The sequence below is a fragment of the Rhodococcus sp. G-MC3 genome (assembly GCF_030063335.1).
Lineage (GTDB): Bacteria > Actinomycetota > Actinomycetes > Mycobacteriales > Mycobacteriaceae > Rhodococcoides.
Genome location: NZ_JASISW010000001.1, coordinates 99,306 through 122,503 on the forward strand (window position 1 = coordinate 99,306; position 23,198 = coordinate 122,503).

Sequence of the window (23,198 nt, forward strand, 5' to 3'; positions counted from 1 at the left end):
GTTACCCGGTGCAACGGGGTCACTCTGCCGGTGGGACTCCGTCGCCGTGACCGACGACACCAGGACCTGCATCAGACCTCCGTGACGAACGGACTGTGGGCGACCTCGGAGCCGTCGGGCAGTGCCGAAATCTCGAAGTCGCCGAATACGTCGGGAGCCACGACCGCGAGTTGACGCAGACATTCGACCGCCACGCGTCGGATTTCGATGTCGGCGTGCTCCGACGCTCGCATCGACACGAAGTGACGCCACGCCCGGTAGTTGCCGCTGACCACAACCTTGGTCTCGGTTGCGTTCGGCAGTACCGACCGTGCCGCTTGGCGCGCCTGTTTGCCGCGTAGCGCAGCGTTCGTGACGGCGTCGAGTTTGTGTTCGAGCGCTGTGAGGAGTTCGACGTACGCCGCCCGACTCGCATCCGTTGCCTTCTCGAACAGCGCTTCTAACTCGGGATCACCATCGACAGCAGGAGGAACGATCACTTTTGCGTCTCGCTCGGGTACGAAACGCTGCGACAGTTGAGAGTAAGAAAAGTGTCGATGCCGGATCAACTCGTGCGTGCACGATCGCGAGATGCCGGTTATATAAAAACTGACGGACGCGTGCTCGAGCACCGACAGATGGCCGACGTCGAGCAGGTGCCGCAAGTACGAGCCGTTTGTCGCAGTTCGGGGATTCGGCTTCGACCAGCTTTGATAGCATGCGCGGCCGGCGAACTCGACGAGCGCCTGGCCACCATCGGCATCGGTATCCCAGGGAATGTCCTGCGGTGTGTTGAATTCGGTCTTCGCAACCAACTGCACCTTCAGTGACACCGTGTTCGACACCGTCGTCCTCCCCTCGAGCTGCTGAAACCTTCCGACCGACTCTATCGGTGCGTCGAACACTGCTTGCATGACGCCACATATGACGTCACACTGGCGTCATGGAACTAGACAAGTACACCGCGTCGCTGCGTGCCGACCTTCTCGCTGCCGCCGCTCTCGGCGATGAGCACACACGAGCGACGGCCGAAGCGTTGGGCGCCGCTGCCCAAGCGTCGGCCAGGCTCATGTTGCTCCAGGCACTCTCCGACTTCGCGGACGAGATTTCGGAAAATTTCGACGGTCATTCAGTCCACCTACGGCTGACAGGAACAGGAGCCATCGCTGACGTCACCCGTGACGTCAATTCCGACGAGGTGGGCGCAGGGAAACTCGGCTCCGACAAGGTCGGGCCGGACTTTGCGGACGAGTATCCGACGATGGACGATGTCACCGGTGAAATGCGCCGGGTCACTCTGCGCATGGTCGAACACGTCAAGGAGCGTGCGGAGGAAGCGGCCGGGGCGAACGGCATCTCCCTCAATTCGTGGCTGTCGCAGGCCGTCCAAGGCGCTCTGCGCGATCAGATGCGCAAGGAACGTCCGTACTGACCTACTTCCTTTCCCGCCAGGCTCGCTCGAAGGGCAACCGCCACGCGTTCGGCGCGATCAACTGGTGGATCGCATTCGGCCCCCACGACCCCGGTGTGTACTGACGTACGGGCGGTGGGTCGGCCAGCAACGGTGCGGACACTTCCCACAGCCGCTCGATGCCTTCGGCTGTGGTGAACAGAGTGTGGTCGCCGTGCATCGCGTCGAGAATCAACCGTTCGTAGGCTTCGAGCACGTCGGATACGCCTTCGGTCTCCTGGATCGCGAACTGCATGCTCAGCTTGTCCAGCCTCATACCGGGGCCGGGCCGCTTACCGTAGAACGACAACGACACTTTCGATGCGTCGGCGAGATCGAAAGTGAGGTGATCGGGGCCCTGGGCCCCGACACCCGACCCGGTGGGGAACATGCTTTTGGGTGGTTCCCTGAATGCGATCGAGATGATGCGCTGGCCTTCGGCGAGTCGTTTGCCGGTTCTGAGGTAGAACGGCACCCCGGCCCATCGCCAGTTGTCGATCTCACATCGAAGGGCGACGAACGTATCCGTGTCGGAGTCCGGCGCCACGCCCGGTTCGGACTTGTAGCCGGAGTACTGGCCGCGCACCACGTTTCGTGGATCGAGCGGAAGCATCGAACGGAATACCTTGTTCTTTTCCTCGCTGATCGCGCGAGGTTCGAGCGCCGTGGGCGGTTCCATTGCCATGAATGCGAGTACCTGGAACAGGTGTGACGACCATGTCTTTGAAGGCGCCAGTCGACTCGTAGAAGTTCGCTCTGCCATCGAGCGTCAGCTTCTCCGGGATGTCGATCTGGATATGGTCGATGAAGTTTCGATTCCAGATGGGCTCGAAGAGACCGTTCGCGAATCTGAACGCCAGAATGTTCTGGGCCGGTTCCTTGCCGAGGAAGTGATCGATACGGAAGATCTGATCTTCGTCGAACGTTTCGTGCACCTTGGCGTTCAACGCGATCGCACTTGCCAGATCGGTACCGAACGGCTTCTCCATGATGATCCGCGACCGTTTGACCAGATCGGCAGCACCGAGCATTTCCACCACTGCCAACGCGGCCTTCGGCGGAACACTCAGATAGTGAAGCCGTTTCGTTCCCGGTCCCAGCTCGAGTTCGGCGAGCGAAACTGCCTCACCGAGAGCCGCAGGGCCCGCTTTCTGCGAGACGTAGGTCAGCTTGCTCGCGAATTGGCGCCACTGATCCTCGGACACTTTTCGGGTGGAATACTCGTCGATCGCTTCGAGAGCCATCTGACGAAACTCGTCACTGCTCATCTCTTCGAGCGAGGTTCCGACAACGCGTATACGCGGGGCCAGGTCCGACAACGCGAGATGCATCATGCCGGACAGCAGCTTTCGGCGGGCAAGATCGCCTGTGGCTCCGAAGAGCACCACAACCTGAGGCGGAAGTTCGTTCGACTGCTCAGACACACGCGAGGTCACATAAGCGATGGTGTCACCTGGAAACGATTCTTGCTGAACGAACTCAGAAAAGCTCACCCATCGAGACGAGAGCAGGTATCAGATCTCCACGCTCCCCTGGTACGACTGTCTCGAGTTCGAGCCAGTCGGCCATTTCACGAAGCACCGGACTGAGCGCCTGGGCGATGATTGCCGCGTCTCGATCACCCTCGACGAAGGCCCCGAGAACCTGAAGTTCGGACCGCACCCGATCTTGTTTGAGATCTACTCTGGCGACGAGCTCGCCGTCGAGTAAAAACGGGAAGACGTAATACCCGTGGATACGTTTGGGCTGCGGCGTGTAGATCTCGATGCGGTAGTGGAAGTCGAAGATTCGTTCCACTCGCGGCCGAAAGAAGATCATCGGGTCGAACGGGCACAGCAGAGCTGCGCCGCGAGCCATTCGTGGGATTCGAGCGTCGGTGTGCAGGTACGCCGGTACACCCCAGCCTCGAACTTCGACGGGTTCGAGCGCGCCCTCTTCCACGAGTTCGGCGACCGCTCGCTTGGCCTGCTTCTGCGAGAGCCGGTAGTAGTCACGTAGATCCGGTTCGGTCGCGATACCGAGCGCAACGGCCGAACGACGGATCAAGCTGCGCACCGCATCGGGCTCGGATACTTTCTGCGCAAGGACCTCTGCAGGAATTACCCGCTCGGTCAGGTCATAGTGTCGAACGAAGCCGACGCGCGTCGCAACCGACACCACACCCGCTGCGAACAGCTGCTCGCAGACGACCTTGACCTCGCTCCGATCCCACCACAGTCCTTTGCGTCCCGGTTGTTCCACCTCGAGGGCTCGTTCGATCTCACCGGCGCTCGCCGGTCCGCCATCGGCGATCACGTCGAGCACGTCGTCGGTCAGCGTGGGATTGCGTTCGAGAATCGACTTGGCTCCGCCCCACCGTCCGTGCTCGTACAGTTCGGTGCGCCACCGCATCAACGGCCAGTCCTCAACCGGGATCAATGCGGCCTCGTGGGCCCAGTATTCGACCATCTTGCGAGGCCTGCGCGCGGTGTCCGTCCATGCCGCTCTGTCCAGCACAGCGCGGTCGTACTTGCCGACGCGGCTGAATATCGGCGCATAATGCGCTCGGACCAGCACCGACACCGAGTCGATCTGAAGCAGCTTTGTGCGGTCGATAGCCGCGTGGACCGCACGCGAGGATGCACCCTGCTCGGTAACCGAATGTGGCGACGCCAAACCCTGAGCGGCCAAAGCTGTCCGCCGCGCCATCGCCGCACTCATCTCGCGCATGTGGCAACCTTGCCACGGCGCACCGACAGAATCCCGCGGCGCGCCTTTCACACCAGCTTCAGCCCATCAGCGTCGCCGCGAGCGTGCCGCCGAGCTCGTAACAGGCTTCGCGGGCAACTTTGTCGACTGACGTCAGTTCCACTGCGGCACAGGCTTGGTCGAGCCCCCACCCCACCGCGATCTTCGCTACCGCAGATACTGCACCCACCGTGTCGTTGTTTCCGTGCACCCAGACTCCGTACGGCCGCCCGGCGACGGCGCCGAAGCACGGGTAGTAGGTGGTGTCGAAGAAATGCTTCAAAGCGCCGCTCATGTAGCCGAAATTCGCGGACGTTCCGAACAGGTAACCGTCGGCGCCGAGTACATCAGGGATCGTTGCTCCGAGTGCCGGGACACTCCGGACGGTCACTCCTTCGATGTCCGGATCCCCGGCACCTGCCAGAACCGACTCGAGGAGTTCCCGGGTGGCCGGGGACGGAGTGTGATGGACCACGAGGAGTGTGGGCATCTCAGGAAGCGGACTCGTCGCGTTCGAGCGCCACTGCGCGCTTCATCGTCTCGCGCGCACGACCTCGGTCACCCGCGTAGTCGTATGCCCGGGCCAGTCGGTAGGAACTCCGCCAGTTGTCGGGGTCCTTTTCCCACTCGCCCTTGACCTGCTCGAACATCGTGTCCGCTGCCTCGCGAGATATCCTGCCCGACGGCATCTTCGGCATCTCCGAGACGTCCAACTCGAGATCTTCGTCGTGAATTCTGCGAGCAAGATGCTGATGATCGAATCCGGCCTTCAGTGTTGCCCACACGATCCAGATGCCGATGATCGGGAGCAGGATCACACCGATGCCCAGACCGATGCTCACCGGCCCACCAGTCTGGATCAACGAGACTCCGCGGCTCCCCAGCAGGTAGAAGTAGAAGCCGAGCACCAGCACCATCACGCCGATGATGCACACGACCTTGGTTGCTTTGTTCATTGCGATCACAGATCGAGGAACGAATCGAGGCCGACGGTCAGGCCAGGCCGTCCGGCTATCTTGCGCACACCGAGGAGCACGCCGGGGGCGAACGACGTGCGGTCCAGTGAATCGTGACGAATGGTCAACGTCTCACCGAGCGTGCCGAGAATGACTTCTTGATGGGCCACGAGTCCGGCGAGGCGGATCGAATGGACGCGCACGCCGTCGACGTCGGCGCCGCGCGCCCCGTCGAATTCCACGGTGGTGGCATCCGGACTCTTGGCGACGCCTGCTTCCGCTCTCGCTTCGGCAATGAGTTCGGCCGTCCGATATGCCGTGCCGGACGGAGCGTCGGCCTTGTTCGGGTGATGGAGTTCGATGACTTCGACCGAATCGAAGAACCGGGCGGCCTGCTGCGCGAAACGCATGGACAGGACTGCACCGATCGCAAAGTTCGGCGCAATCAGTACCCCGGTTTCGGGCGAAGATTCAAGCCACGACCGAACCGTCGCCAATCGCTCGTCGTCGAAACCGGTGGTGCCGACAACCGCATGAATGCCGTTCTCGATGAGGAACTGCAGGTTGTTCATGACGACATCAGGATGCGTGAAGTCGACTACTACCTGAGTCGATGCGTCGATGAAAGTCGACAGCGGATCGCCCTGATCCACCGAAGCCACGAGTTCGAGTCCGTCCGCTGCTTCGACGGCGGCGGTGATCGCTTGCCCAACCTTGCCTCGGGCACCGAGCACACCGACTCGGATGGATCCTTCTGAACTCACGACTGCTCCACTCTCGTTCTGCGACTCTCCTGACACCGGCCCAATCTTACTGACTTCGGTGGATCCCCAGTACGGCGGTAACGGATCGGTCGAGATCGTTGTGCGGATTCCGACTTCGCCGCGCCGACCTGACTCACACTGTGCGCCCTAGCCCGGCGGGATCGACGGACGGCGATACGGTCGATCTGTGAGTACCGAGACCAAGACCGTTCTGCGCGCCGACAATGTCGACCTCATGAGAAACGGGCGCTACCTTCTGCGAGATGCATCGGTTCGCGTCGAGCAGGGCGAACATTGGGTTCTCCTCGGCGCGAACGGTGCAGGCAAGAGCACCCTGCTCAGCTTGCTCGGCGCATTCGTCCACCCGACCCACGGAAGCGTGCATGTGCTCGGCCACAGGCTCGGACGCGTCGATATGAGGGAGTTGCGTACCCACATCGGTCACGTGGACCCACGCCTTCGGGTCGAGCCGTCACTGACTTTGTTCGAGACGGTGTTGACCGGCCTCACGAACACCCCGGACCTGATTCCACGCTGGTCCGCGACCGACGAAGAAAGGGAACGGGCCCATGCACTGATCTGCTCGCTCGGTGTCGAACACCGGTTGCAATCACCTTGGTACACCCTGTCCCAGGGTGAGCGCGGCAGGGCACTCATCGCGCGGGCACAACTTTCGAACCCGGCACTACTGTTGCTCGACGAGCCATCCACCGGATTGGATCTCGCTGCGCGAGAACAACTTCTGACAGCCCTGGACAGCCTGCGCGCCAACCACGAGACCCTCGCCAGCATTCTCGTCACCCACCATCTCGAGGAGATACCGACCTCGACAACACATGCGGTGCTCATCCGTGGGGGCCGAATCACTGCCAAGGGACACGTCGATGACGTCATCACAACCGAGAACATCAGCCAGTGCTTCGATCACCCGATCGACATCAGCCGTGTGGGAGGTAGATGGATCGCAACGGCCAGCTAGAGCTCACTGATCGAACGTGATGACCTGACGGATGGCATTGCCGTCGGCGAGTTCGTCCATGCCGCGGTTGATCTCGTCGAGACCGATGCGTGAACTTATCAGCTTCTCCACCGGCAATCGGCCCTCGCGCCACATTTGGGCGTACTTCGGAATGTCGCGAGCCGGTACCGCCGAACCCAGGTAACTTCCGATGATGGTGCGAGCTTCCGCTACCAGCCCGAGTGGCGAAATCGACGACCGGGCATCCGGTGCCGGCAGACCGACAGTGATTGTCTTGCCACCGGGTGCCGTTGCTGCCACCGCGGCCTCGAATGCGCGTGCGTTACCCGCGGCTTCGATGACGATGTCCGCCTTGATTCCCTTCTCCTCGCGCTCGGCAGGCGAATACGTTTGTGTTGCACCGAGTTCACGAGCCGTCGCGAGCTTGGCGGGCACTCCGTCTACACCGATGACCTCGCCGACGCCGACGGATACCGCGGTCAGAACGGCAGCCATCCCGACGCCTCCGAGACCGACGACCATGATCGACTGACCTTCGCGAGGCTGCCCTGCGTTGAGCACTGCTCCCCCGCCCGTCAGCACCGCGCAGCCGAGGACGGCAGCAACATCGGCAGGAATGTCGTCGCCGACCGGAACGACGGACTTACGGCTCACCACGGCATAGGTGGCGAAGCCGGATACGCCGAGATGGTGTTTGACATCGTGTCCGTCGCGGGTCAGCCGTTCGCCGCCACCGAGGAGAGTGCCGACGTTGTTCGCCGCACTGCCCGGAACACAGGGCATCTGACCGTCGGTCAGACAGCCTGCGCATTCGCCGCATCTGGGGAGGAACGTCATCACCACTCTGGTCCCTACGGGCAGGTCGTCGACACCGGCGCCGACCGATTCGACGCGCCCCGCTGCTTCGTGACCCAGCAGCATCGGCACGGGCCGAACGCGATTGCCGTCGACTACCGACAGGTCCGAATGGCACAGCCCGGCAGCCTCGATGCGGACCAGGAGCTCACCGTCTCCGGGGGGTGAGAGTTCGAGTTCCGAAATCGAAATCGGCCGAGATTCTGCGAAGGGCCTGGATCGTCCGATTTCCTCGAGTACTGCGCCGCGGATCTTCATGACATCACTCTAGGTGAGCACGGAAAGTCGTTTACAGCGGAAGGCGCGGATGCAACAGATGGGCCACCAGCCCCGTCCATCCGGTCTGGTGGGACGCGCCGAGTCCCTCCCCGGTATCGCCGTCGAAGTACTCGTTGAACGTCGGGTGGACGCTCCACAGCGGATCGTCACTGGACTCGATCCGTTGCCCGTCAGCGGGTCGTTTGCCGTCGACGGGCCGGAACAACGCCGACAACCCGTTGTCGATGAGATCGGCGGCGTCGGTCAAGGTGCAGTGATTACCGGAGCCGGTCGGGATCTCGATAGTGAACGAATTGCCGTAGTGACGGCCATACGCTCGCAGCTTGTCAGCCAAGAGCACATTGACCGGGAACCAGATGGGACCTCGCCAGTTCGAGTTACCACCGAACATGCCGGTCCGCGACTCGCCCGGCTCGTACTCGATGGACAAGCTACGGCCGTCGATTTCATACGTGACACCATCGCGATACGACGCCGACAACGACCGAATACCGAACTGCGACAAGAACTCCTCGGAGTCGAACATCCGCGCGAGCACTCGTCTGAGGCGTTCGGGTTCGACGAGCGAGAGCAGGATGCGCACTTCGTCGCCGTCCTTGCGAGCCAGCAGCGGCGAGACCATCTCGGGCCTGCGACGTTGAATCCAGCGCAGCCGGGCCGTCAAATCGGGGCACTCCTTCTCCACCCACGACGGAATCTCGGTAGCACCGAGGATCGGCAACAATCCCACCATCGATCGCACCCGCAAAGGCACCGCATCCCCCTGCGGCGGCACGAGGACGTCATAGAAGAACCCGTCTTCCTCGTGCCACAGCGAGATATGTTGCGAACCGAAGGATTTGACGGCACGAGCAATGGAAAGGAAGTGCACGAAGAACTTGGTGGCGACGTCGTCCCACGCGCGGTCGTGACGCGCGAGTTCGAGCGAAATCTTGAACATCTGTTGGCAGTAGAAGGCCATCCAACTCGTCGCATCCGACTGCTCCAGCCGGAATCCAGGGGGCAACGGTGCAGAACGGTTGAACAGGCCGATGTTGTCCATACCGAGGAAGCCTCCCTCGAAGATATTCGAGCCCTCGGAGTCCTTCCGATTGACCCACCATGCGAAGTTGAGCAGCAATTTGGTGAAGACCCGGACCAAGAATTCGCGGTCACGATATCCGTCGATGCGATAGACGTGCCATGCCGCCCACGCGTGCACCGGTGGGTTGACGTCACCGAACTCCCACTCGTAGGCCGGCAGTTGTCCGTTGGGATGCATCGACCACTCGCGGCACATCAGTACAAGCTGCTCCTTGGCGAAGTCCGGATCGACATGCGCGAGCGGAATCGTGTGAAAGGCCAGGTCCCAAGCCGCGAACCAGGGATACTCCCACTCGTCGGGCATGGAGATGACGTCGGCAAGCGAGAGGTGCTGCCAGTGTGTGTTCCTAGCTCCTGGCCCGCGTCTCGAATCGGGGGCAGGTACACCGACCTTGTCGCCCTCGAGCCACTGTTCGACGTCGTAACGGTACAGCTGTTTCGTCCAGAGCAAACCGGCATAGGCGCGGCGCGCGATGTGGCGATCGCTCTCATCGATATCGGCACCGATGACGGCCCCGTAGAACTCGTCGGCCTCGGCCCGGCGATCGGCAACCACTGCGTCGAATCCGCGTCCGAACGTCTGCTCATCCGGTTCGTTGGTGGACAGGCGCAATTTCACTTCGACGGTGGCACCGGGCGCAATATCGTCGAAGCTGAACCAGAATGCTGCTTTGGTCCCCGTCTTGTCCGGATTTACGGTGGTGCCGTCGCCGTCGATCACTCGGTGGCCGATGCCATCCTTGCTGTAGCCCGTGCGATTCTCCTGGCCCCACAGTTCGGCAGCGTTGGTCTCGTTGTCGCAGAAGAGGACGTCGGGCTTGCCCTCGGCACTCAGGAAGTACTTTCCAAGGAAGCTGTGCACGGCTTCGACAGCCTTGATACCCCCCGACTGCAATTGGGGAGGAACCACTTCGCTCAGCAGACCGCCACGTTCGTCGCGCCCCCACGCCCAGGTGTTCCGCAGCCACAGATGCGGAAGAAGATCCACCGATGCGGCCTCGGGACCGTGATTGGTGATCGAGATGACGATGCAGATATCGTCGGGAGACGCTTTCGCGTAGGTCACCTGAACGTCGAAAAATCTGTTCTCGGCGAGGATTCCGGTGTCCGAAAGTTCGTATTCACGCTCGTCACGTCCACGTTTCGCGTTCTCCTCACGAAGCTGCTGGTACGGGTACTCGGCGTGGGGGTACCGGTAGAGCCACTGCATCCAACTGTGTGTCGGGGTCCCGTCGACGACCCACCAATATTCCTTGGCATCCTCGCCGTGATTGCCTTCACCGTTGGTCAGCCCGAAGAGCCGTTCCTTGAGGATCGGGTCCTTTCGGTTCCACAGCGCGAACGCGAAATTCAGGAACCCGAAGCGGTCACTGATGCCTCCGAGACCGTCTTCACCCCACCGATAGGCACGGGCATTGGCCTGATCGAACGGGAAGGACTCCCAAGCATCTCCGTCCGCGGAGTAGTCCTCGCGGACGGTCCCCCACTGCCGGCCAGCCAGGTACGGGCCCCATTGTCGCCACGGTCCACTGACGCCTGGCGATTCGGCGAGCCGCGAATGCTCTGTCGTCGGCGATGGTGCGGTCGTGTCAGCGGCGTCGGTCACGGCATCAGTCTGCTATCCCGAGCTCACAGTCGCACGCCGACGTTGCTCGCCAGGAAGCCGACGCGTCGTTGGACAGCGGCGATTTCACGGACTCCATCGCCGAGCAGGCTCCGCTCGAGCGCAGAAAGCTCGGCCATCACCACCACGTCCCCGGGAGGCACTCCCGCTTCGACCTGCTTGATCTGGTGCCCGAGCCTCAACCGTTGCAGCAAGTCGAAGACCTCGGTCAGTATCTCCACGTCTCGGTCCGTCACCAGCCCATTACCCGACGCTGCCGCGAGCCTGGCGGGCGTCGACGCCGAGGCGACACCGACGGACAGTCCGCCCCAACGAGCGAGGTTGACGATCGGGGTGATCGCATGAGACTTCAGATCGAAGGTCCCGCCGCGTCGGGCCAGCACGTCGCGCATCGATCGGAGCCGCGCACGCGCCGCGAGCGCGGCGCGCAATTGAAGACGGAGTGCATCCGGGTGATCCAACGCCATCGATCGGTACACCTGCGGCACCGTGTGCAATTCGCGATTTCCCCACACGACTCTGCCGTCGACGAGAAGCGAGGACATGATCAGGCCGGAGTCACTCGCTGGATTACTTCGGTCGCCGAAGGGGGTGCTGAGCCAGTGCCGTGCTGCTGATCGCCACTGTTCAGCCGACCTCGCGAACCTGGGCGAGCTGGCCACAGCCCCGTTGGAGTCGGCAGGCAGTCCGCACGAGTCGAGAGTCCGATGCACTCTGGCCGCCAGGTCCATCAGAGCGGTATCCCTCGTGCGATCACCGTCGGCCGGATCCGGTAACCGATCCGACCACGTCAGCGCGCTGTCCACATCCGAGGACGGCATGGCCTCACGGCGAGCGACGCTGCCGAGCGTCAGCCACGCCACCTCGCTACGAGGCACTTCGGGATGGGCGGACCATTCCAGTTCCAAGGCACGTCGTACAACACTGTCGATCACCACCGAGAGGATGGCGCTGACTGCGAGGGCTTCGGTTCCACCCCGAAACAGGTCGACGGCCAGGCGCGGAATTCGGCGCGCGGCCTCGATCAGATCGCCCGAGTTTTCAGCAAGCGCCACCGATCGACGGAGGACGAAGCTCCGCCGCGTCGAAGCCGCGTGCAATTCGGCGTCTTCGATGACGCCGAGAACTTCCCCACGCGCACTCACGACGGGCATGTGCCGGAGTCCCCGTTCGAGCATGTCCACCAGCACGGTTGCGGCCAGCCGATCCGGGGTGACCGTCTCGGCCGGGGCGGACATCACCGCCGAAATCGGGGTGTCGACGCCTATTCCTGCTGCTACCACTCGAATACGAAGGTCACTGTCGGTGAAAATCCCCAAGGAGCCGTCGCGAAGAGGTACGACGACGCAGGAGGCACCACGCTCGGTCATCTCTCGTACCGCATCGCGGACCGAGGTGTCGGTGTCGACCACAACCGCGGGTCCCGCGATCAATTCGCCAACGGTTCTCTTGGTCGTCTTGTCGGTCGGGCCACCGAGTTGCGCCGTCGCCGAGGCCACAGCGTCGGCGAGGAACGCCAGCCCTGCCGGCTTCGCAAACAACGGGCGCATCAGTGCGCCGGGAAGCTGAAATATCACACTGGGTTCGCTTGTGCGAGCGACGAATCCGATTGTCGCACCCGACAGCATGGCCGAGAAGCCGAAAACCCCGCCCGTCTCGATAACGTCGATGGGAATCGCTGTCGGCGATGATTCGTCGGGCTGCAGAACCACCACTCGGCCGCTTCGAACCACCCACACGGAATCTACGTCACGCATGTCGACGTCGAGAATCTTCGCGCCCGTCGGATATTCGACTCGTTGTGCACTCCCGGCGAGCTCGGTAAGCTCGCCGGGAGTTGCCGTGAGGAACGGCGGGTACCGGCTCAGGAATTCAGCTGCGTCGTCCACGAACCAGATCTGCACATTTCTCCGCCATCGTCATGACGGTGATGTTGGGATTGACCGACGGTAGCTTCGGCATCGCCGATGCATCCACCACGCGTAGATTTTTGACGCCTTTGACTCTGAGTTCGGGGTCCAGCACCGCCATTGCGTCGTCGAGTGCGCCCATGCGCGCAGTACCTGCCGGGTGATACACCGTGTTGTGTGTCTTGTGAACGTAATCGAGGAGGTCGTCGTCGGTGACAGCGTCGGGACCTGGCGCTAGTTCGCGTTCGATCCACGAGGCCATTGGATCTTCTGCTGCGATTTTTCTGGCCAACTTCAGTCCGGCAAGCATCACTGCGTCGTCGTGCCCGTCCGGATCCGTGAAATATCGCGGATCGACCTTCGCGCGATCCCGGAAGTCGAGGCTTCGTAGTCTGACGGTTCCTCTCGATTGTCCCTGAGTGACGTTGGGCGTCAGGCAGAATCCATTGTCGGTGGTCGGGTATCCCCACCGCAGTGTGTTCATGTCGAACGGAACACTGCCGTAATGCATCATCAGGTCCGGATAATTCAGGTTCGGTTCGGTCGTGGCGAAGACGCCGATCTCCCACCATTGCGAGGACGTTGTCACCATCGGCCGCGACGCCTCCCAGAACACGAGGCCTTCGACGTGGTCGTCGAGATTCTCACCGACTCCGGGCGAATCGACGCGCACCTGAATACCCATACTGCGCAATTGCTCCGCCGGTCCGATACCGGACAACATCAACAGCTTCGGGGTATCGATTGCGCCGGCAGTGACGATGACCTCGCGGCGAGCAGTGACGGTGTCGTACCCAGTGAGGTCAGGCCGCTGGTAGCGGACTCCGGTCGCTGTCACGGACTCGTCGATGAGGATCTCACTGATCCAACAGTTGGTTCGCACCTCCAAGTTGGGGCGTGAACCCAGGATCGGATGCAGGTAAGCATGCGAGGTGGACATGCGCTTACCGTCTTCACCTGCATTGATCTGAAACCATCCGGCGCCGTTGAGAACAGTGTCGCCGCGGTTGAACCGAACGGTCGGCAGACCGACTTTCGCAGCGGACTGCAACACTGCTGCACCGCAAGGATCCTCGGGCGGAATGTCCCTGATCCGCACCGGGCCAGCGTGCCCGCGTCCGGTGTCGTTGTTCTCGACCCGCGCCACGAACGGGAGGATGTCCTTCGACCCCCACCCGGTTGCGCCTGCTGCTTCCCAGTCGTCCAGGGTTGCGGCCGGTGGATGAAATGCGATGCACGAGTTGTGCGACGAGCATCCACCGAGCACTTTCGCTCGGGCGTGGCGCATGAAGCTGTTGCCATGTTCCTGCGGCTCGATGGGATAGTCCCAGTCGTAGCCGGAGTCGAGCAAATGCATCCATTCGGAGAGTTCGAGAATGTTGTCGTCGCCGACGTCGGTGGGGCCTGCTTCGACGAGACACACTGTCACGTCGAGGTCCTCGCTCAACCGGGCCGCGAGAACGCATCCCGCCGTGCCGCCTCCTGCTATGACGTAATCGAAGACCGTATCGGTCACGCTGTGCTCCTCTCCTCACCGGTGGATGCGTGCGACTTCAACGTACCGATATGGTGACGACCCTTGATCCCGTACCAGGCCAGGCCCAGTAGAAGAATGGCGCCGATGTAGACGAATGCACCCCACGTGTTGTACCAGGGGCTGCCGTATACCGCGACCCGTGGCCAAGCCAGATTGAGTGCCATGGCGGCTCCCCAAACGACGGCGACAATGTTCACGAACATGCCGAATTTCCCCATGGTGAAGTAGCCGCCCGGCTTCAGATCCTTCGGTGGCCACTCACCCTTGAATCGCTTGACGAGGAGCGGTCCGGTGACCATCAGGTACGCGAGGTAGATCATGATGATTGCGATCGAGGTCAACACCGTGAAGATCTGCGGCTGACCGACGTTGACCACCAGGATCAAAATTGCAAGGACCCCGATCGTGATCGCAGGCACGACGGGCGTCTGAGTCTTGGGGTTGACCCTGGCCAGGCTTTCGCCGAACGGCAGCGCGTTATCTCGGGCCATTGCGAACGTCAGTCTGATCGCGGCTGTGTGCACGGCCAGCGAGCAGACGATCACGGCAATCACGATGCAGATCAGGAAGATCGTGCCCAGCGGTCCTCCCATCACCGATTCGACGATCGATTGAAGACTCCCCTCGGGTGTACCGAGCGCCGGATCCTCCAGATCCGGTGCTGCCATGACTGCAAATACCAGGATGGCACCACCGATCACGAACGATGCAAGGATTGCCCGCAAAATTGCCTTGGGAGCGGTGCGCCTCGGTTCGACGGTCTCCTCCCCGAGCGAACTCGCCGTGTCGAATCCGTACATGACGTAGCCGGAAGCCAGGGATGAGACGAGGAACGCCCCGAGGAACCCACCGCTTTCGCCTGCGCCGTAACCGTTCGTCGAGAAGAACACCTCAGGTCCACGTGTGATGTTGGCTGCGAGAATGATCGCGATGAGGACTGCCGCGATGAGCTCGATGAACACCCCGGTGCTGTTGATCATCGCCATGAGTTTGACCCCGAGAGCGTTGATCGTCGTGGTGATTGCGATCATGATCGCGCCGAGTAGAACTGCATTGGTGGCGAAGTCGTTGTCGCCGCTCCCATCGCCGATTATCTGGAATCCACTCCAGATCCTGGGAAGGTTCAACTGCAGCGCCAGCACGACGGCGGAGAGAGTCACGATCGAGGCGGTCAACATCAGCCACCCTGCCGACCAACCGACGATACGACGACCAAGCAGTTTGGACCAGTTGTACACCGACCCCGCTACCGGGTACTTCGCTGCCAGCTCCATGAAACACAGTGCGACACAGAGTTGGCCGACGAACACCATCGGCCACGACCAGAGATATGCCGGGCCCGCGGTACCGAATCCGAAATAGAACAGCTGGAACGTTCCGGTGAGGATCGAGATGTAACTTACGCCTGCCGCAAAACTAGCGAATTTTCCCAGGCTTCGATCGAGCGATTCCTTGTATCCGAAATCGTCCATACCGCTGTCGGTATTGAGTGTCATATTGTGCACTGCCTCTCTGTGGCAGAACCAAGGGTAACTATCGGGTTTCGAACCAACCTGCCGCCGTTGGCGAGGTGTTGTGCCAAATGTGCTTCGCTTCTTGATACTCGGACAAACCGGACGGGCCGAGTTCTCGCCCGTTACCCGAACGCTTGAAGCCGCCCCATTCCGCAGCGGCTGTATAAATGCCGAAATCGTTGAGCCACACCGTCCCATGACGGAGACCGCGCACCATCCGCTCGCCTCGTGCACTGTCCGACGTTCGGACACCCGCAGCGAGGCCGTAGTTCGTGTCGTTGCCGAGTCGCAATGCCTCCTCCTCGGTTGTGAAACGCTCAACAGTGAGTATGGGGCCGAATGTCTCCTCTTGCACGATTTTCATCGTCCTGTCACATTTGTCGAAGATGGTAGGCAGGAAGTAACTGCCGTCGGCGAGCGTCGGGTCGTCCGGGCGAACGCCGCCGACGACGAGTTCCGCGCCTTCCTCGACACCCAGCGCGACGAACCCTTCGATCTTCGTCCGCTGAGCCTCGGACACGAGTGGGCCGGTTTCGCTCGTCTCCTCCAGTCCCGATCCCATCCGTATTCCACGCGCCCTGTCGGCAACCGCTTCGACGAACCGGTCGGCGATCGACTCCTCGATGATCAGCCTGGTTCCTGCCGAGCACACCTGCCCCGAGTGGAGAAATACTCCGGTGAGGACGTGATCCACCGAGTTGTCGAACGCTTGTTGATCGGCCACGGCGTCGGCGAAGACGATGTGCGGATTTTTGCCGCCCAGTTCAACGGCAACTTTGGTGACGTTGGCCGCTGCGGACGCGAGGATGACGCGACCCGTTGCCAGTCCACCGGTGAACGAGATGAAGTCGACGTCGGGGTTCGCGGTCAACGCCTCTCCCAGAACGGCACCACTGCCTTGGAGGAGGTTGATGACTCCGCTCGGCACTCCGGCTTCCTCGGCGAGTTTTGCGAATGCGATGGTGCTGAGAGGTGTGACCTCACTCGGCTTGAGCACCATCGTGCATCCGGTTGCCAACGCAGGCGCAATCTTCCACGAAATCTGCAGAAGCGGATAGTTCCAGGGCGCGATCATCACGCACACACCGATGGGTTCGTGGACGACGCGGCTGATCACTTCGGGGCGACCGACGTCGACCAATCGGTCGACGTGCACAGCGGCGAGCTCCGCGTAATAGCGAAAGACAGATGTGACGTCGTCGATGTCGATTCGACTCTCGGCCAACGTCTTTCCGGTATCGAGCGTCTCGATCCGAGCGAGTTGCTCCTTGTCGCGTTGCAGCAGATCGGCAATGGTCGACAACAGCGCGGTACGTTCTGCGACCGGCTTCGCAGACCAAGCTCCGTCGTCGAACGTTCTTCGCGCAGCGGCAACCGCCCGGCGGGCGTCGTCCGGCGTTGCCTCGTCCACCGCGACGACGACTCCTCCGGTGGCAGGATCGATGATCTCGCGGGTTCCCCCGTCCGATGCCCCCGACCACTGTCCATCGATCAGGAGCGAGGGACGGAGGTTTGCTCGTTCGATTGCTGCGTTGCCTGCTTCCGACACGGTGGCACCCTTCTCGCTTCCGACATGGAGACTTCAGATGACAACGGTAATCCCGCGATGAGTTCCTAGAACCCGACGGGTCCAAATTTGTGCAACCCAGCAATAGAAGGAGACGACATGCGCAAGGTGACAGCCGGACTGTTTCATTCGGTCGATGGAGTGGTCGAAGCGCCGAACGAATGGCAGTTCGACAGTTTCGATTCAGAAATGGGCGAAGGGCTGACAGCAATGATGGAGCGAGTGGACACGGTCATCCTCGGGCGCGTCGGTTACCAGGAGTGGTCCGGTTACTGGCCGACGACCGTGAGCGACTTCGCCGCGTTCATCAACCCGGTGCCCAAGTTTGTCGCGTCATCCACCTTGACCGGCGACCTCGCCTGGGAGAACTCGACGCTCATCGAGTCGGATGTGCACGAATTCGTGGCATCGCTGAAGCAGTCCACAGGCGGTGATATCGCAGTCTGTGCAGGGATCACCGTGGTACGAAGCCTGTTCTTCGCCGGGTTGATCGATTCCCTGACCCTCATGACGCATCCGGTCGTCGTGGGTAGGGGTCGACGGATCTTCCAAACGGGAGATCCCCTGACGAGGCTCGAACTGCAGTGCTCGCGGATGACCAGCGCAGGAAACGCAATACTGAGTTACGGAATCAAATGAATCAGGAGCAGACAGCGAGCAAGTGCGCGACGTCGGCTTCATCGAGCCCTTCGGGCGGCGGGTTCTGGAGAAGAATCTCTCGCAGCCTCCCCACGAAGCCTTGTCGACTGACACCGAACTCCGTCAACACGTCATCGCTGAGTCCGTCTCCATGCGGAAACCGGTCGCTCACGTAGTCGCGCATCGAATTCCTTCCTACTGCCGTCCGATAGGACTCCGGGGCGGTGCCGAGTCGGGGGTCTGCGGCACCGCACACCGGAGTTGAATAACTAATCAACCCGTCTGCACGATCCGTTACACCTTGATCCGAAACGAAACCGCGAACCGAGACGGAGGGCTCGGTAGCGTTCGAGGCATGGCCCCATCCACGATGCCGAAATATCGCCCAGCACCGTGCAGCGCCGCTCCCCGGAGTCGAGGAATCCCTGATCTGCGTGATGGAGCATTCGGCACTCGGCCGGCGATGGGTATACGACGGTGTGGCCGATGTTGTGTACGCGCAGGCGCTGGCGAGGACAATTTTGACCGGCGGCGTGCAGGCAGACTTGAATTACGACCATCCGGTACCGACCGAGAAGCTGAAGGTAACCACACGAGTGAGGGGAAGCGGCGACAAAGATGCTCCCGCAATCACTTCGGTTACTTTCGAGTCGGCCGGCACTGTAGCGAGAATCGAATCGGATCGCCTTCGGCTCGACGTACCTCGTCTCGTCGACCGCTCATGCACGAGCGCCGGCCGACCCGGACCTGTCCGGAACCTGGCCGGGACAGTCGACACCCGTCGTCCTCGCGCTTGCCGCTCTTCGCTGACGATTGCGGCCCGCCGGGCTGCAATGTCCCCTCCCGCCGAACGCGCCCCACGAACTATGCAAGGAGCAGGACGGTTCTGTTGACCGACAGAGGATTACCTAACATCCCGAAACCTCTACGACACTGCGGATAGCGACGTAGCATCGCCCACGTGACCGCCCCGTTGCGCATCCTCGTGTACAGCAGCAACACCAACACGCGCGCCGAGGTCACCACCGCGATCGGAAAGCATCCCGATTCAGCGCTCCCGGAGTTCGAGTACATCGAGGTTGCAAGTGAACCGATGGTGATTCATCACCTGGACACCGGCGGCATCGACCTGGCGATCCTTGACGGCGAGGCCACACCGGCCGGCGGCATGGGCGTCGCAAAGCAATTGAAGGACGAAATCGAGCACTGCCCCCCGCTCGTAGTTCTCACCGGTCGTCCGGACGACAGGTGGCTGGCGGATTGGTCAGGGGCCGAGGCTGCCGTGTCACACCCGATAGACCCATTCGTGCTCACTCGCGCGGTCACCGAGCTGCTACGAAACTGATCGAAACCCGTCGGTCACAAGCGATTCTGACTGGCCGAGGGCCCCGACGGGGGCAAGATCAACTTTATCGGCAACACACTCACGTTGCAGGCCGAAAACCATGACAAGGCGGGGCATCGCACCGGTAGGCTATGTTTCAGCTCACATTTATATATTGGCTAAGTACCTCTTGGCCGACGGAGCTCCTTCAGATGCCCACAAGGCAGGCGCGGAGAGGCGAACAGGTTGAACGAGTACATCCCTATTCTGGTCTTGGGCGCTGTCGCCGTCGTCTTCGCTCTCGTGTCAGTGGTCATCGCTGCATTCGTAGGCCCCAAGCGCTACAACCGCGCGAAGTTGGATGCCTACGAGTGCGGAATCGAACCGACCGCGCAGCCGATGGGCGCCGGCCGGTATCCGGTGAAGTTCTACCTGACGGCGATGCTGTTCATCATCTTCGACATCGAAATCGTCTTCCTCTATCCGTGGGCCGTTCATTTCGACGCTCTCGGAATCTTTGGCCTGCTCGCGATGGGAATGTTCATCGTCAGCGCCGCCGTGGCGTACGCCTACGAATGGCGTCGAGGCGGGTTGAGCTGGGACTGAGGCGCACAAGACTGTCGCCGCAAGAGAAACAGAAGGGTCTGACATGGGTCTCGAGGAGAAGCTTCCGAGCGGCTTTCTACTGAGCACAGTGGAAGGGCTCGCCGGTTACGTCCGTAAGGGCTCACTGTGGCCTGCCACGTTCGGTCTCGCATGCTGCGCAATCGAAATGATGGCTACCAGCTCCGGGCGATTCGACATCGCGCGCTTCGGAATGGAGGCCTTCCGGGCGTCACCGAGACAGGCAGACCTGATGATCGTCGCGGGGCGGGTGAGTCAAAAAATGGCGCCGGTACTCCGGCAGATCTACGACCAGATGGCGGAACCGAAATGGGTTCTCGCGATGGGTGTGTGCGCGTCCTCGGGCGGAATGTTCAACAATTACGCGATAGTTCAGGGCGTCGACCATGTCGTGCCGGTCGACATTTATCTACCAGGGTGCCCACCCCGGCCAGAAATGCTGCTCGACGCGATTCTGAAGTTGCACGAGAAAATCCAAGAGATGCCACTCGGCGTGGACCGCGAGAAAGTTGCCCGTGCCGCGGAAGAAGCCGCACTCAAGTCTCGGCCGACCATCGAGCTGAAAGGGTTGCTGCGGTGACCGCCGATCGACGGGGAATGTTCGGTGTGCACGGTTCCGGCGACACGTCGGGCTATGGCAGATTGGTCGTTCCAGTTCTCGCCCAGGGTAGTTCAGCGCGCCCGTTCGGCGGATACTTCGATGCAGTGGCGGACGATCTCGAAGGCTCGTTGCACTCGGCCGGAGTGGAATTCGACGATGCGATCGAGGCAGTCATCGTATTTCGCGGCGAGTTCACTCTGCACGTTCGGCGAGAACATCTACTTCGTGTAGCGACGACCCTGCGAAACCAGCCCGAACTTCGCTTCGAAATGTGCCTGGGGGTGAACGGGGTTCATTACCCACAGAACGAAGGACGCGAGCTCCATGCGTCGTATCCGTTGCTGTCGATCACCCACAATCGCCGTATTCGGTTGGAAGTCTCTGTGCCCGAATCGGATCCGCACATACCAAGCTTGGTCGGAATTTACCCCACGAACGACTGGCACGAGCGCGAGACCTACGACTTCTTCGGCATCCAGTTCGACGGTCATCCCTCGCTCACTCGAATTCAGATGCCCGACGATTGGGTCGGCCATCCCCAACGCAAGGACTATCCCCTCGGCGGAATACCGGTCGAGTACAAAGGCGCCAGCATTCCTCCACCCGATCGACGGCGGGAGTACAACTAGATGACCGACTTCGCGGGCAACCACATCGCAGGTAGTGAAAAGGCTTTCACCGTGTCGGGGCAGGACTGGGACGACATTGTCGCGGCGGCGGCCGAGACTTCCGCAAGTTCGGCCGAGGAACGCATCGTCGTCAACATGGGGCCGCAGCACCCCTCGACGCACGGTGTACTGAGGCTCATCCTGGAGATCGAGGCCGAGACGGTCACCGAGGCCAGGTGTGGAATCGGCTACCTACACACCGGCATCGAGAAAAATCTGGAGTTCCGTAATTGGACCCAGGGGGTCACGTTCGTCACCCGAATGGATTACCTGTCCCCGTTCTTCAACGAGACCGCGTACTGCCTCGGCGTCGAGAAGCTACTCGACATCACCGACGAGGTCCCCGAACGAGCGACCGTCGTACGGGTGATGTTGATGGAGCTCAACCGGATCTCCTCGCACCTCGTCGCATTGGCTACAGGCGGAATGGAACTCGGAGCCGTCACGGCGATGCTGTTCGGGTTCCGTGAACGCGAGTTGATACTCGATGTATTCGAGACAATCACCGGCCTCCGCATGAATCACGCCTACATCAGGCCGGGCGGGCTGGCCCAGGATCTTCCCGACGACGCTGTACCGAAGATTCGAGAACTATTGAAGGTCCTCCCTGGCAGGCTGCAGGACATGTCGAATCTGCTCGACGACAACCGAATCTGGAAGGCCCGCACCAAAGGAATCGGATATCTCGATCTCACCGGCTGTATGGCACTTGGGATCACCGGCCCGATGCTCCGATCCACGGGCCTTCCTCACGATCTCCGTGTGTCGCAGCCATATTGCGGCTACGAAGACTACGAATTCGATGTCTGCGTCGACTCCGGATGTGATGCGTACGGCCGCTACATCATTCGCGTAGCGGAGATGAAGGAGTCCCTCAAAATTGTCGAGCAAGCTCTGGATCGACTTCGACCCGGCCCGATCATGGTGGACGACAAGAAAATCGCCTGGCCTGCAGACCTCTCCGTCGGGCCCGACGGAATGGGTAACTCGACCGAGCACGTCCGCGACATCATGAACACGTCGATGGAATCGCTGATACATCACTTCAAGCTGGTCACCGAGGGGTTCAGGGTGCCGCCGGGACAGGTGTACGTGGCGGTGGAATCGCCTCGAGGTGAACTCGGCGTCCACATGGTCAGTGACGGAGGAACCCGGCCGTTCCGAGTCCACTACCGCGATCCGTCGTTCACCAATCTTCAAGCTGTCGCCGCCACCTGCGAGGGAGGGATGGTCGCCGACGTCATCGCGGCCGTTGCGAGCATCGATCCCGTCATGGGCGGAGTGGACCGGTGAGCGAGAAGGTGTACTTACAGCTCGGAACCCGCCCGATTCCGTATCCCGACGACGTGCGAGCGCGACTGGATCACGACGCTACAGCGATAGTTGCGCGGTACTCACCTCCTGACTCGCCCGATCCGGAGATGGCACGGTCGGCCCTGCTGCCCCTTCTCCATCTCGTTCAATCGGAAGATGGCTACGTCTCCCCGGCCGGGATCGAATTCTGCGCAGCGAAATTGGGACTCACGGGTGCCGAGGTCACAGCAGTCGCAACGTTCTACTCCATGTACCGCCGTGAACCGACCGGCGACTATTTGGTCGGGGTATGCACCAACACACTGTGCGCTGTGATGGGCGGGGACGCGATCCTCGAGGCACTGGAGGATCATCTCGACCCTTCGGACAACGCGGTGACATTGACTCACATCGAGTGCAACGCCGCATGCGACTACGCACCGGTCGTGATGGTGAATTGGGAGTTCTTCGACAACCAGACACCTGAATCGGCACGTTCGCTGGTCGATGCGTTGCGCTCCGATGAGGCGGTGGTTCCTACTCGTGGAGCGTCGCTGTGCACGTTCAGGGAGACGGAACGAATTCTCGCAGGCTTCCCCGACGACCGACTCGGAGCTGTCCACGCAGGCGGTACCGCAGGCGCGCCGACCCTGGCCGGATTGCGCATCGCACAGCAGTCCGGAATGAGCGCGCCGGTGGCATCGACGCCGAGCGATACCGGTTCGGCGCCGCTGGGTTCGGAGGAAGCGAACGCGGCAGCCACGACCAAGGACAAGCCTGCTCCGGCACCCGAAGAATCCGTTCCGCCCGAGAAGGGAAACTGAC

General features: G+C 61.5%; 22 protein-coding genes and 1 pseudogene. 10 read left to right on the top strand and 13 right to left on the bottom strand.

All coding sequences use genetic code 11. The features are described from left to right. Positions 1 to 71 precede the first annotated feature (71 nt). Entirely contained in the window at positions 72 to 824 is a 753-nt protein-coding gene (gene thyX, locus QMK17_RS00470; RefSeq protein ID WP_283506382.1) for an FAD-dependent thymidylate synthase, read from the bottom strand. A 98-nt stretch (positions 825 to 922) separates the two neighbouring features. On the opposite strand from thyX, the gene QMK17_RS00475 reads away from it, so the two are divergent. Continuing rightward, positions 923 to 1,411 carry a hypothetical protein gene (locus QMK17_RS00475; RefSeq protein ID WP_283506383.1) on the top strand — a complete coding sequence of 163 codons (489 nt, stop codon included), beginning with the start codon at positions 923 to 925 and terminating at the stop codon, positions 1,409 to 1,411. Between the two features lies 1 nt (position 1,412). Here QMK17_RS00475 and zwf read toward each other — a convergent pair. The 5 genes and pseudogenes from zwf to dapB all read right to left on the bottom strand — a co-directional run bounded on the left by zwf (position 1,413) and on the right by dapB (position 5,876). Beyond that, a pseudogene (zwf, locus tag QMK17_RS00480) lies at positions 1,413 to 2,865 on the bottom strand (glucose-6-phosphate dehydrogenase). Positions 2,866 to 2,908: 43 nt separating this feature from the next. Further along, a complete protein-coding gene (locus tag QMK17_RS00485) occupies positions 2,909 to 4,138 on the bottom strand; it encodes a winged helix-turn-helix domain-containing protein (RefSeq protein WP_283506384.1) in 1,230 nt (409 codons plus the stop codon). Between the two features lie 58 nt (positions 4,139 to 4,196). Beyond that, complete coding sequence (locus QMK17_RS00490; protein WP_283506385.1) at positions 4,197 to 4,646, bottom strand: flavodoxin family protein; 450 nt, start codon at positions 4,644 to 4,646, stop codon at positions 4,197 to 4,199. A gap of 1 nt (position 4,647) precedes the next feature. Beyond that, complete coding sequence (locus QMK17_RS00495; RefSeq protein ID WP_283506386.1) at positions 4,648 to 5,112, bottom strand: tetratricopeptide repeat protein; 465 nt, start codon at positions 5,110 to 5,112, stop codon at positions 4,648 to 4,650. A 5-nt stretch (positions 5,113 to 5,117) separates the two neighbouring features. Beyond that, entirely contained in the window at positions 5,118 to 5,876 is a 759-nt protein-coding gene (dapB, locus tag QMK17_RS00500; protein ID WP_283506387.1) for a 4-hydroxy-tetrahydrodipicolinate reductase, read from the bottom strand. 235 nt (positions 5,877 to 6,111) lie between these two features. Between dapB and QMK17_RS00505 the strand changes: the two genes are divergently transcribed. After that, positions 6,112 to 6,855, top strand: coding sequence for an ABC transporter ATP-binding protein (locus QMK17_RS00505; RefSeq protein ID WP_283506658.1), 744 nt, complete (start codon positions 6,112 to 6,114; stop codon positions 6,853 to 6,855). Between the two features lie 3 nt (positions 6,856 to 6,858). Here QMK17_RS00505 and QMK17_RS00510 read toward each other — a convergent pair whose 3' ends face one another. Genes QMK17_RS00510 through QMK17_RS00535 form a run of 6 tightly spaced genes read right to left on the bottom strand, consistent with a single transcriptional unit; the run spans position 6,859 to position 17,206 of the window. Then, complete coding sequence (locus tag QMK17_RS00510; RefSeq protein WP_283506388.1) at positions 6,859 to 7,968, bottom strand: alcohol dehydrogenase catalytic domain-containing protein; 1,110 nt, start codon at positions 7,966 to 7,968, stop codon at positions 6,859 to 6,861. Between the two features lie 31 nt (positions 7,969 to 7,999). Next, positions 8,000 to 10,678 carry an MGH1-like glycoside hydrolase domain-containing protein gene (locus QMK17_RS00515; RefSeq protein ID WP_283506389.1) on the bottom strand — a complete coding sequence of 893 codons (2,679 nt, stop codon included), beginning with the start codon at positions 10,676 to 10,678 and terminating at the stop codon, positions 8,000 to 8,002. A gap of 23 nt (positions 10,679 to 10,701) precedes the next feature. Next, a complete protein-coding gene (locus tag QMK17_RS00520) occupies positions 10,702 to 12,585 on the bottom strand; it encodes a putative nucleotidyltransferase substrate binding domain-containing protein (protein WP_283506390.1) in 1,884 nt (627 codons plus the stop codon). Beyond that, complete coding sequence (locus tag QMK17_RS00525) at positions 12,569 to 14,122, bottom strand: GMC family oxidoreductase (RefSeq protein ID WP_283506391.1); 1,554 nt, start codon at positions 14,120 to 14,122, stop codon at positions 12,569 to 12,571. The genes QMK17_RS00520 and QMK17_RS00525 overlap by 17 nt, the downstream gene beginning before the upstream one ends. After that, positions 14,119 to 15,639 carry an APC family permease gene (locus QMK17_RS00530; protein ID WP_283506392.1) on the bottom strand — a complete coding sequence of 507 codons (1,521 nt, stop codon included), beginning with the start codon at positions 15,637 to 15,639 and terminating at the stop codon, positions 14,119 to 14,121. Before QMK17_RS00530 ends, QMK17_RS00525 begins: the two co-directional genes overlap by 4 nt. Positions 15,640 to 15,676: 37 nt before the next feature. Then, a complete protein-coding gene (locus QMK17_RS00535; RefSeq protein WP_442972661.1) occupies positions 15,677 to 17,206 on the bottom strand; it encodes an aldehyde dehydrogenase family protein in 1,530 nt (509 codons plus the stop codon). 117 nt (positions 17,207 to 17,323) lie between these two features. Between QMK17_RS00535 and QMK17_RS00540 the strand changes: the two genes are divergently transcribed. Next, positions 17,324 to 17,863, top strand: coding sequence for a dihydrofolate reductase family protein (locus tag QMK17_RS00540; RefSeq protein WP_283506393.1), 540 nt, complete (start codon positions 17,324 to 17,326; stop codon positions 17,861 to 17,863). Between the two features lies 1 nt (position 17,864). On the opposite strand, the gene QMK17_RS00545 is transcribed toward QMK17_RS00540, so the two are convergent. After that, complete coding sequence (locus tag QMK17_RS00545) at positions 17,865 to 18,047, bottom strand: hypothetical protein (protein ID WP_283506394.1); 183 nt, start codon at positions 18,045 to 18,047, stop codon at positions 17,865 to 17,867. Positions 18,048 to 18,243: 196 nt separating this feature from the next. On the opposite strand from QMK17_RS00545, the gene QMK17_RS00550 reads away from it, so the two are divergent. The 7 genes from QMK17_RS00550 (at position 18,244) to nuoE (ending at position 23,197) form a co-directional block, all read left to right on the top strand. Then, on the top strand, positions 18,244 to 18,756 hold the full coding sequence (locus tag QMK17_RS00550; protein WP_283506660.1) for a maltokinase N-terminal cap-like domain-containing protein: 513 nt from the start codon (positions 18,244 to 18,246) through the stop codon (positions 18,754 to 18,756). Positions 18,757 to 18,824: 68 nt separating this feature from the next. Then, on the top strand, positions 18,825 to 19,208 hold the full coding sequence (locus QMK17_RS00555) for an Rv3143 family two-component system response regulator (protein ID WP_283506395.1): 384 nt from the start codon (positions 18,825 to 18,827) through the stop codon (positions 19,206 to 19,208). 225 nt (positions 19,209 to 19,433) lie between these two features. Continuing rightward, a complete protein-coding gene (locus tag QMK17_RS00560) occupies positions 19,434 to 19,793 on the top strand; it encodes an NADH-quinone oxidoreductase subunit A (protein ID WP_283506396.1) in 360 nt (119 codons plus the stop codon). A gap of 43 nt (positions 19,794 to 19,836) precedes the next feature. Beyond that, complete coding sequence (locus QMK17_RS00565; RefSeq protein WP_283506397.1) at positions 19,837 to 20,391, top strand: NuoB/complex I 20 kDa subunit family protein; 555 nt, start codon at positions 19,837 to 19,839, stop codon at positions 20,389 to 20,391. Continuing rightward, on the top strand, positions 20,388 to 21,041 hold the full coding sequence (locus QMK17_RS00570; RefSeq protein WP_283506398.1) for an NADH-quinone oxidoreductase subunit C: 654 nt from the start codon (positions 20,388 to 20,390) through the stop codon (positions 21,039 to 21,041). Before QMK17_RS00565 ends, QMK17_RS00570 begins: the two co-directional genes overlap by 4 nt. Further along, on the top strand, positions 21,042 to 22,373 hold the full coding sequence (nuoD, locus tag QMK17_RS00575; protein ID WP_283506399.1) for an NADH dehydrogenase (quinone) subunit D: 1,332 nt from the start codon (positions 21,042 to 21,044) through the stop codon (positions 22,371 to 22,373). Further along, complete coding sequence (gene nuoE, locus QMK17_RS00580; protein ID WP_283506400.1) at positions 22,370 to 23,197, top strand: NADH-quinone oxidoreductase subunit NuoE; 828 nt, start codon at positions 22,370 to 22,372, stop codon at positions 23,195 to 23,197. The genes nuoD and nuoE overlap by 4 nt, the downstream gene beginning before the upstream one ends. The last annotated feature ends 1 nt before the right edge of the window (position 23,198 follow it).

Coding starts and splice junctions, on each gene's coding strand:
- QMK17_RS00495 (WP_283506386.1), bottom strand. CDS start 5,112: ATGAACAAAGCAACCAAGGTCGTGTGCATCATCGGCGTGATGGTGCTG.
- QMK17_RS00505 (WP_283506658.1), top strand. CDS start 6,112: ATGAGAAACGGGCGCTACCTTCTGCGAGATGCATCGGTTCGCGTCGAG.
- QMK17_RS00545 (WP_283506394.1), bottom strand. CDS start 18,047: ATGCGCGACTACGTGAGCGACCGGTTTCCGCATGGAGACGGACTCAGC.
- nuoD (WP_283506399.1), top strand. CDS start 21,042: ATGACCGACTTCGCGGGCAACCACATCGCAGGTAGTGAAAAGGCTTTC.
- QMK17_RS00475 (WP_283506383.1), top strand. CDS start 923: ATGGAACTAGACAAGTACACCGCGTCGCTGCGTGCCGACCTTCTCGCT.
- QMK17_RS00510 (WP_283506388.1), bottom strand. CDS start 7,968: ATGAAGATCCGCGGCGCAGTACTCGAGGAAATCGGACGATCCAGGCCC.
- QMK17_RS00540 (WP_283506393.1), top strand. CDS start 17,324: ATGCGCAAGGTGACAGCCGGACTGTTTCATTCGGTCGATGGAGTGGTC.
- QMK17_RS00565 (WP_283506397.1), top strand. CDS start 19,837: ATGGGTCTCGAGGAGAAGCTTCCGAGCGGCTTTCTACTGAGCACAGTG.
- QMK17_RS00530 (WP_283506392.1), bottom strand. CDS start 15,639: ATGACACTCAATACCGACAGCGGTATGGACGATTTCGGATACAAGGAA.
- QMK17_RS00485 (WP_283506384.1), bottom strand. CDS start 4,138: ATGCGCGAGATGAGTGCGGCGATGGCGCGGCGGACAGCTTTGGCCGCT.
- QMK17_RS00490 (WP_283506385.1), bottom strand. CDS start 4,646: ATGCCCACACTCCTCGTGGTCCATCACACTCCGTCCCCGGCCACCCGG.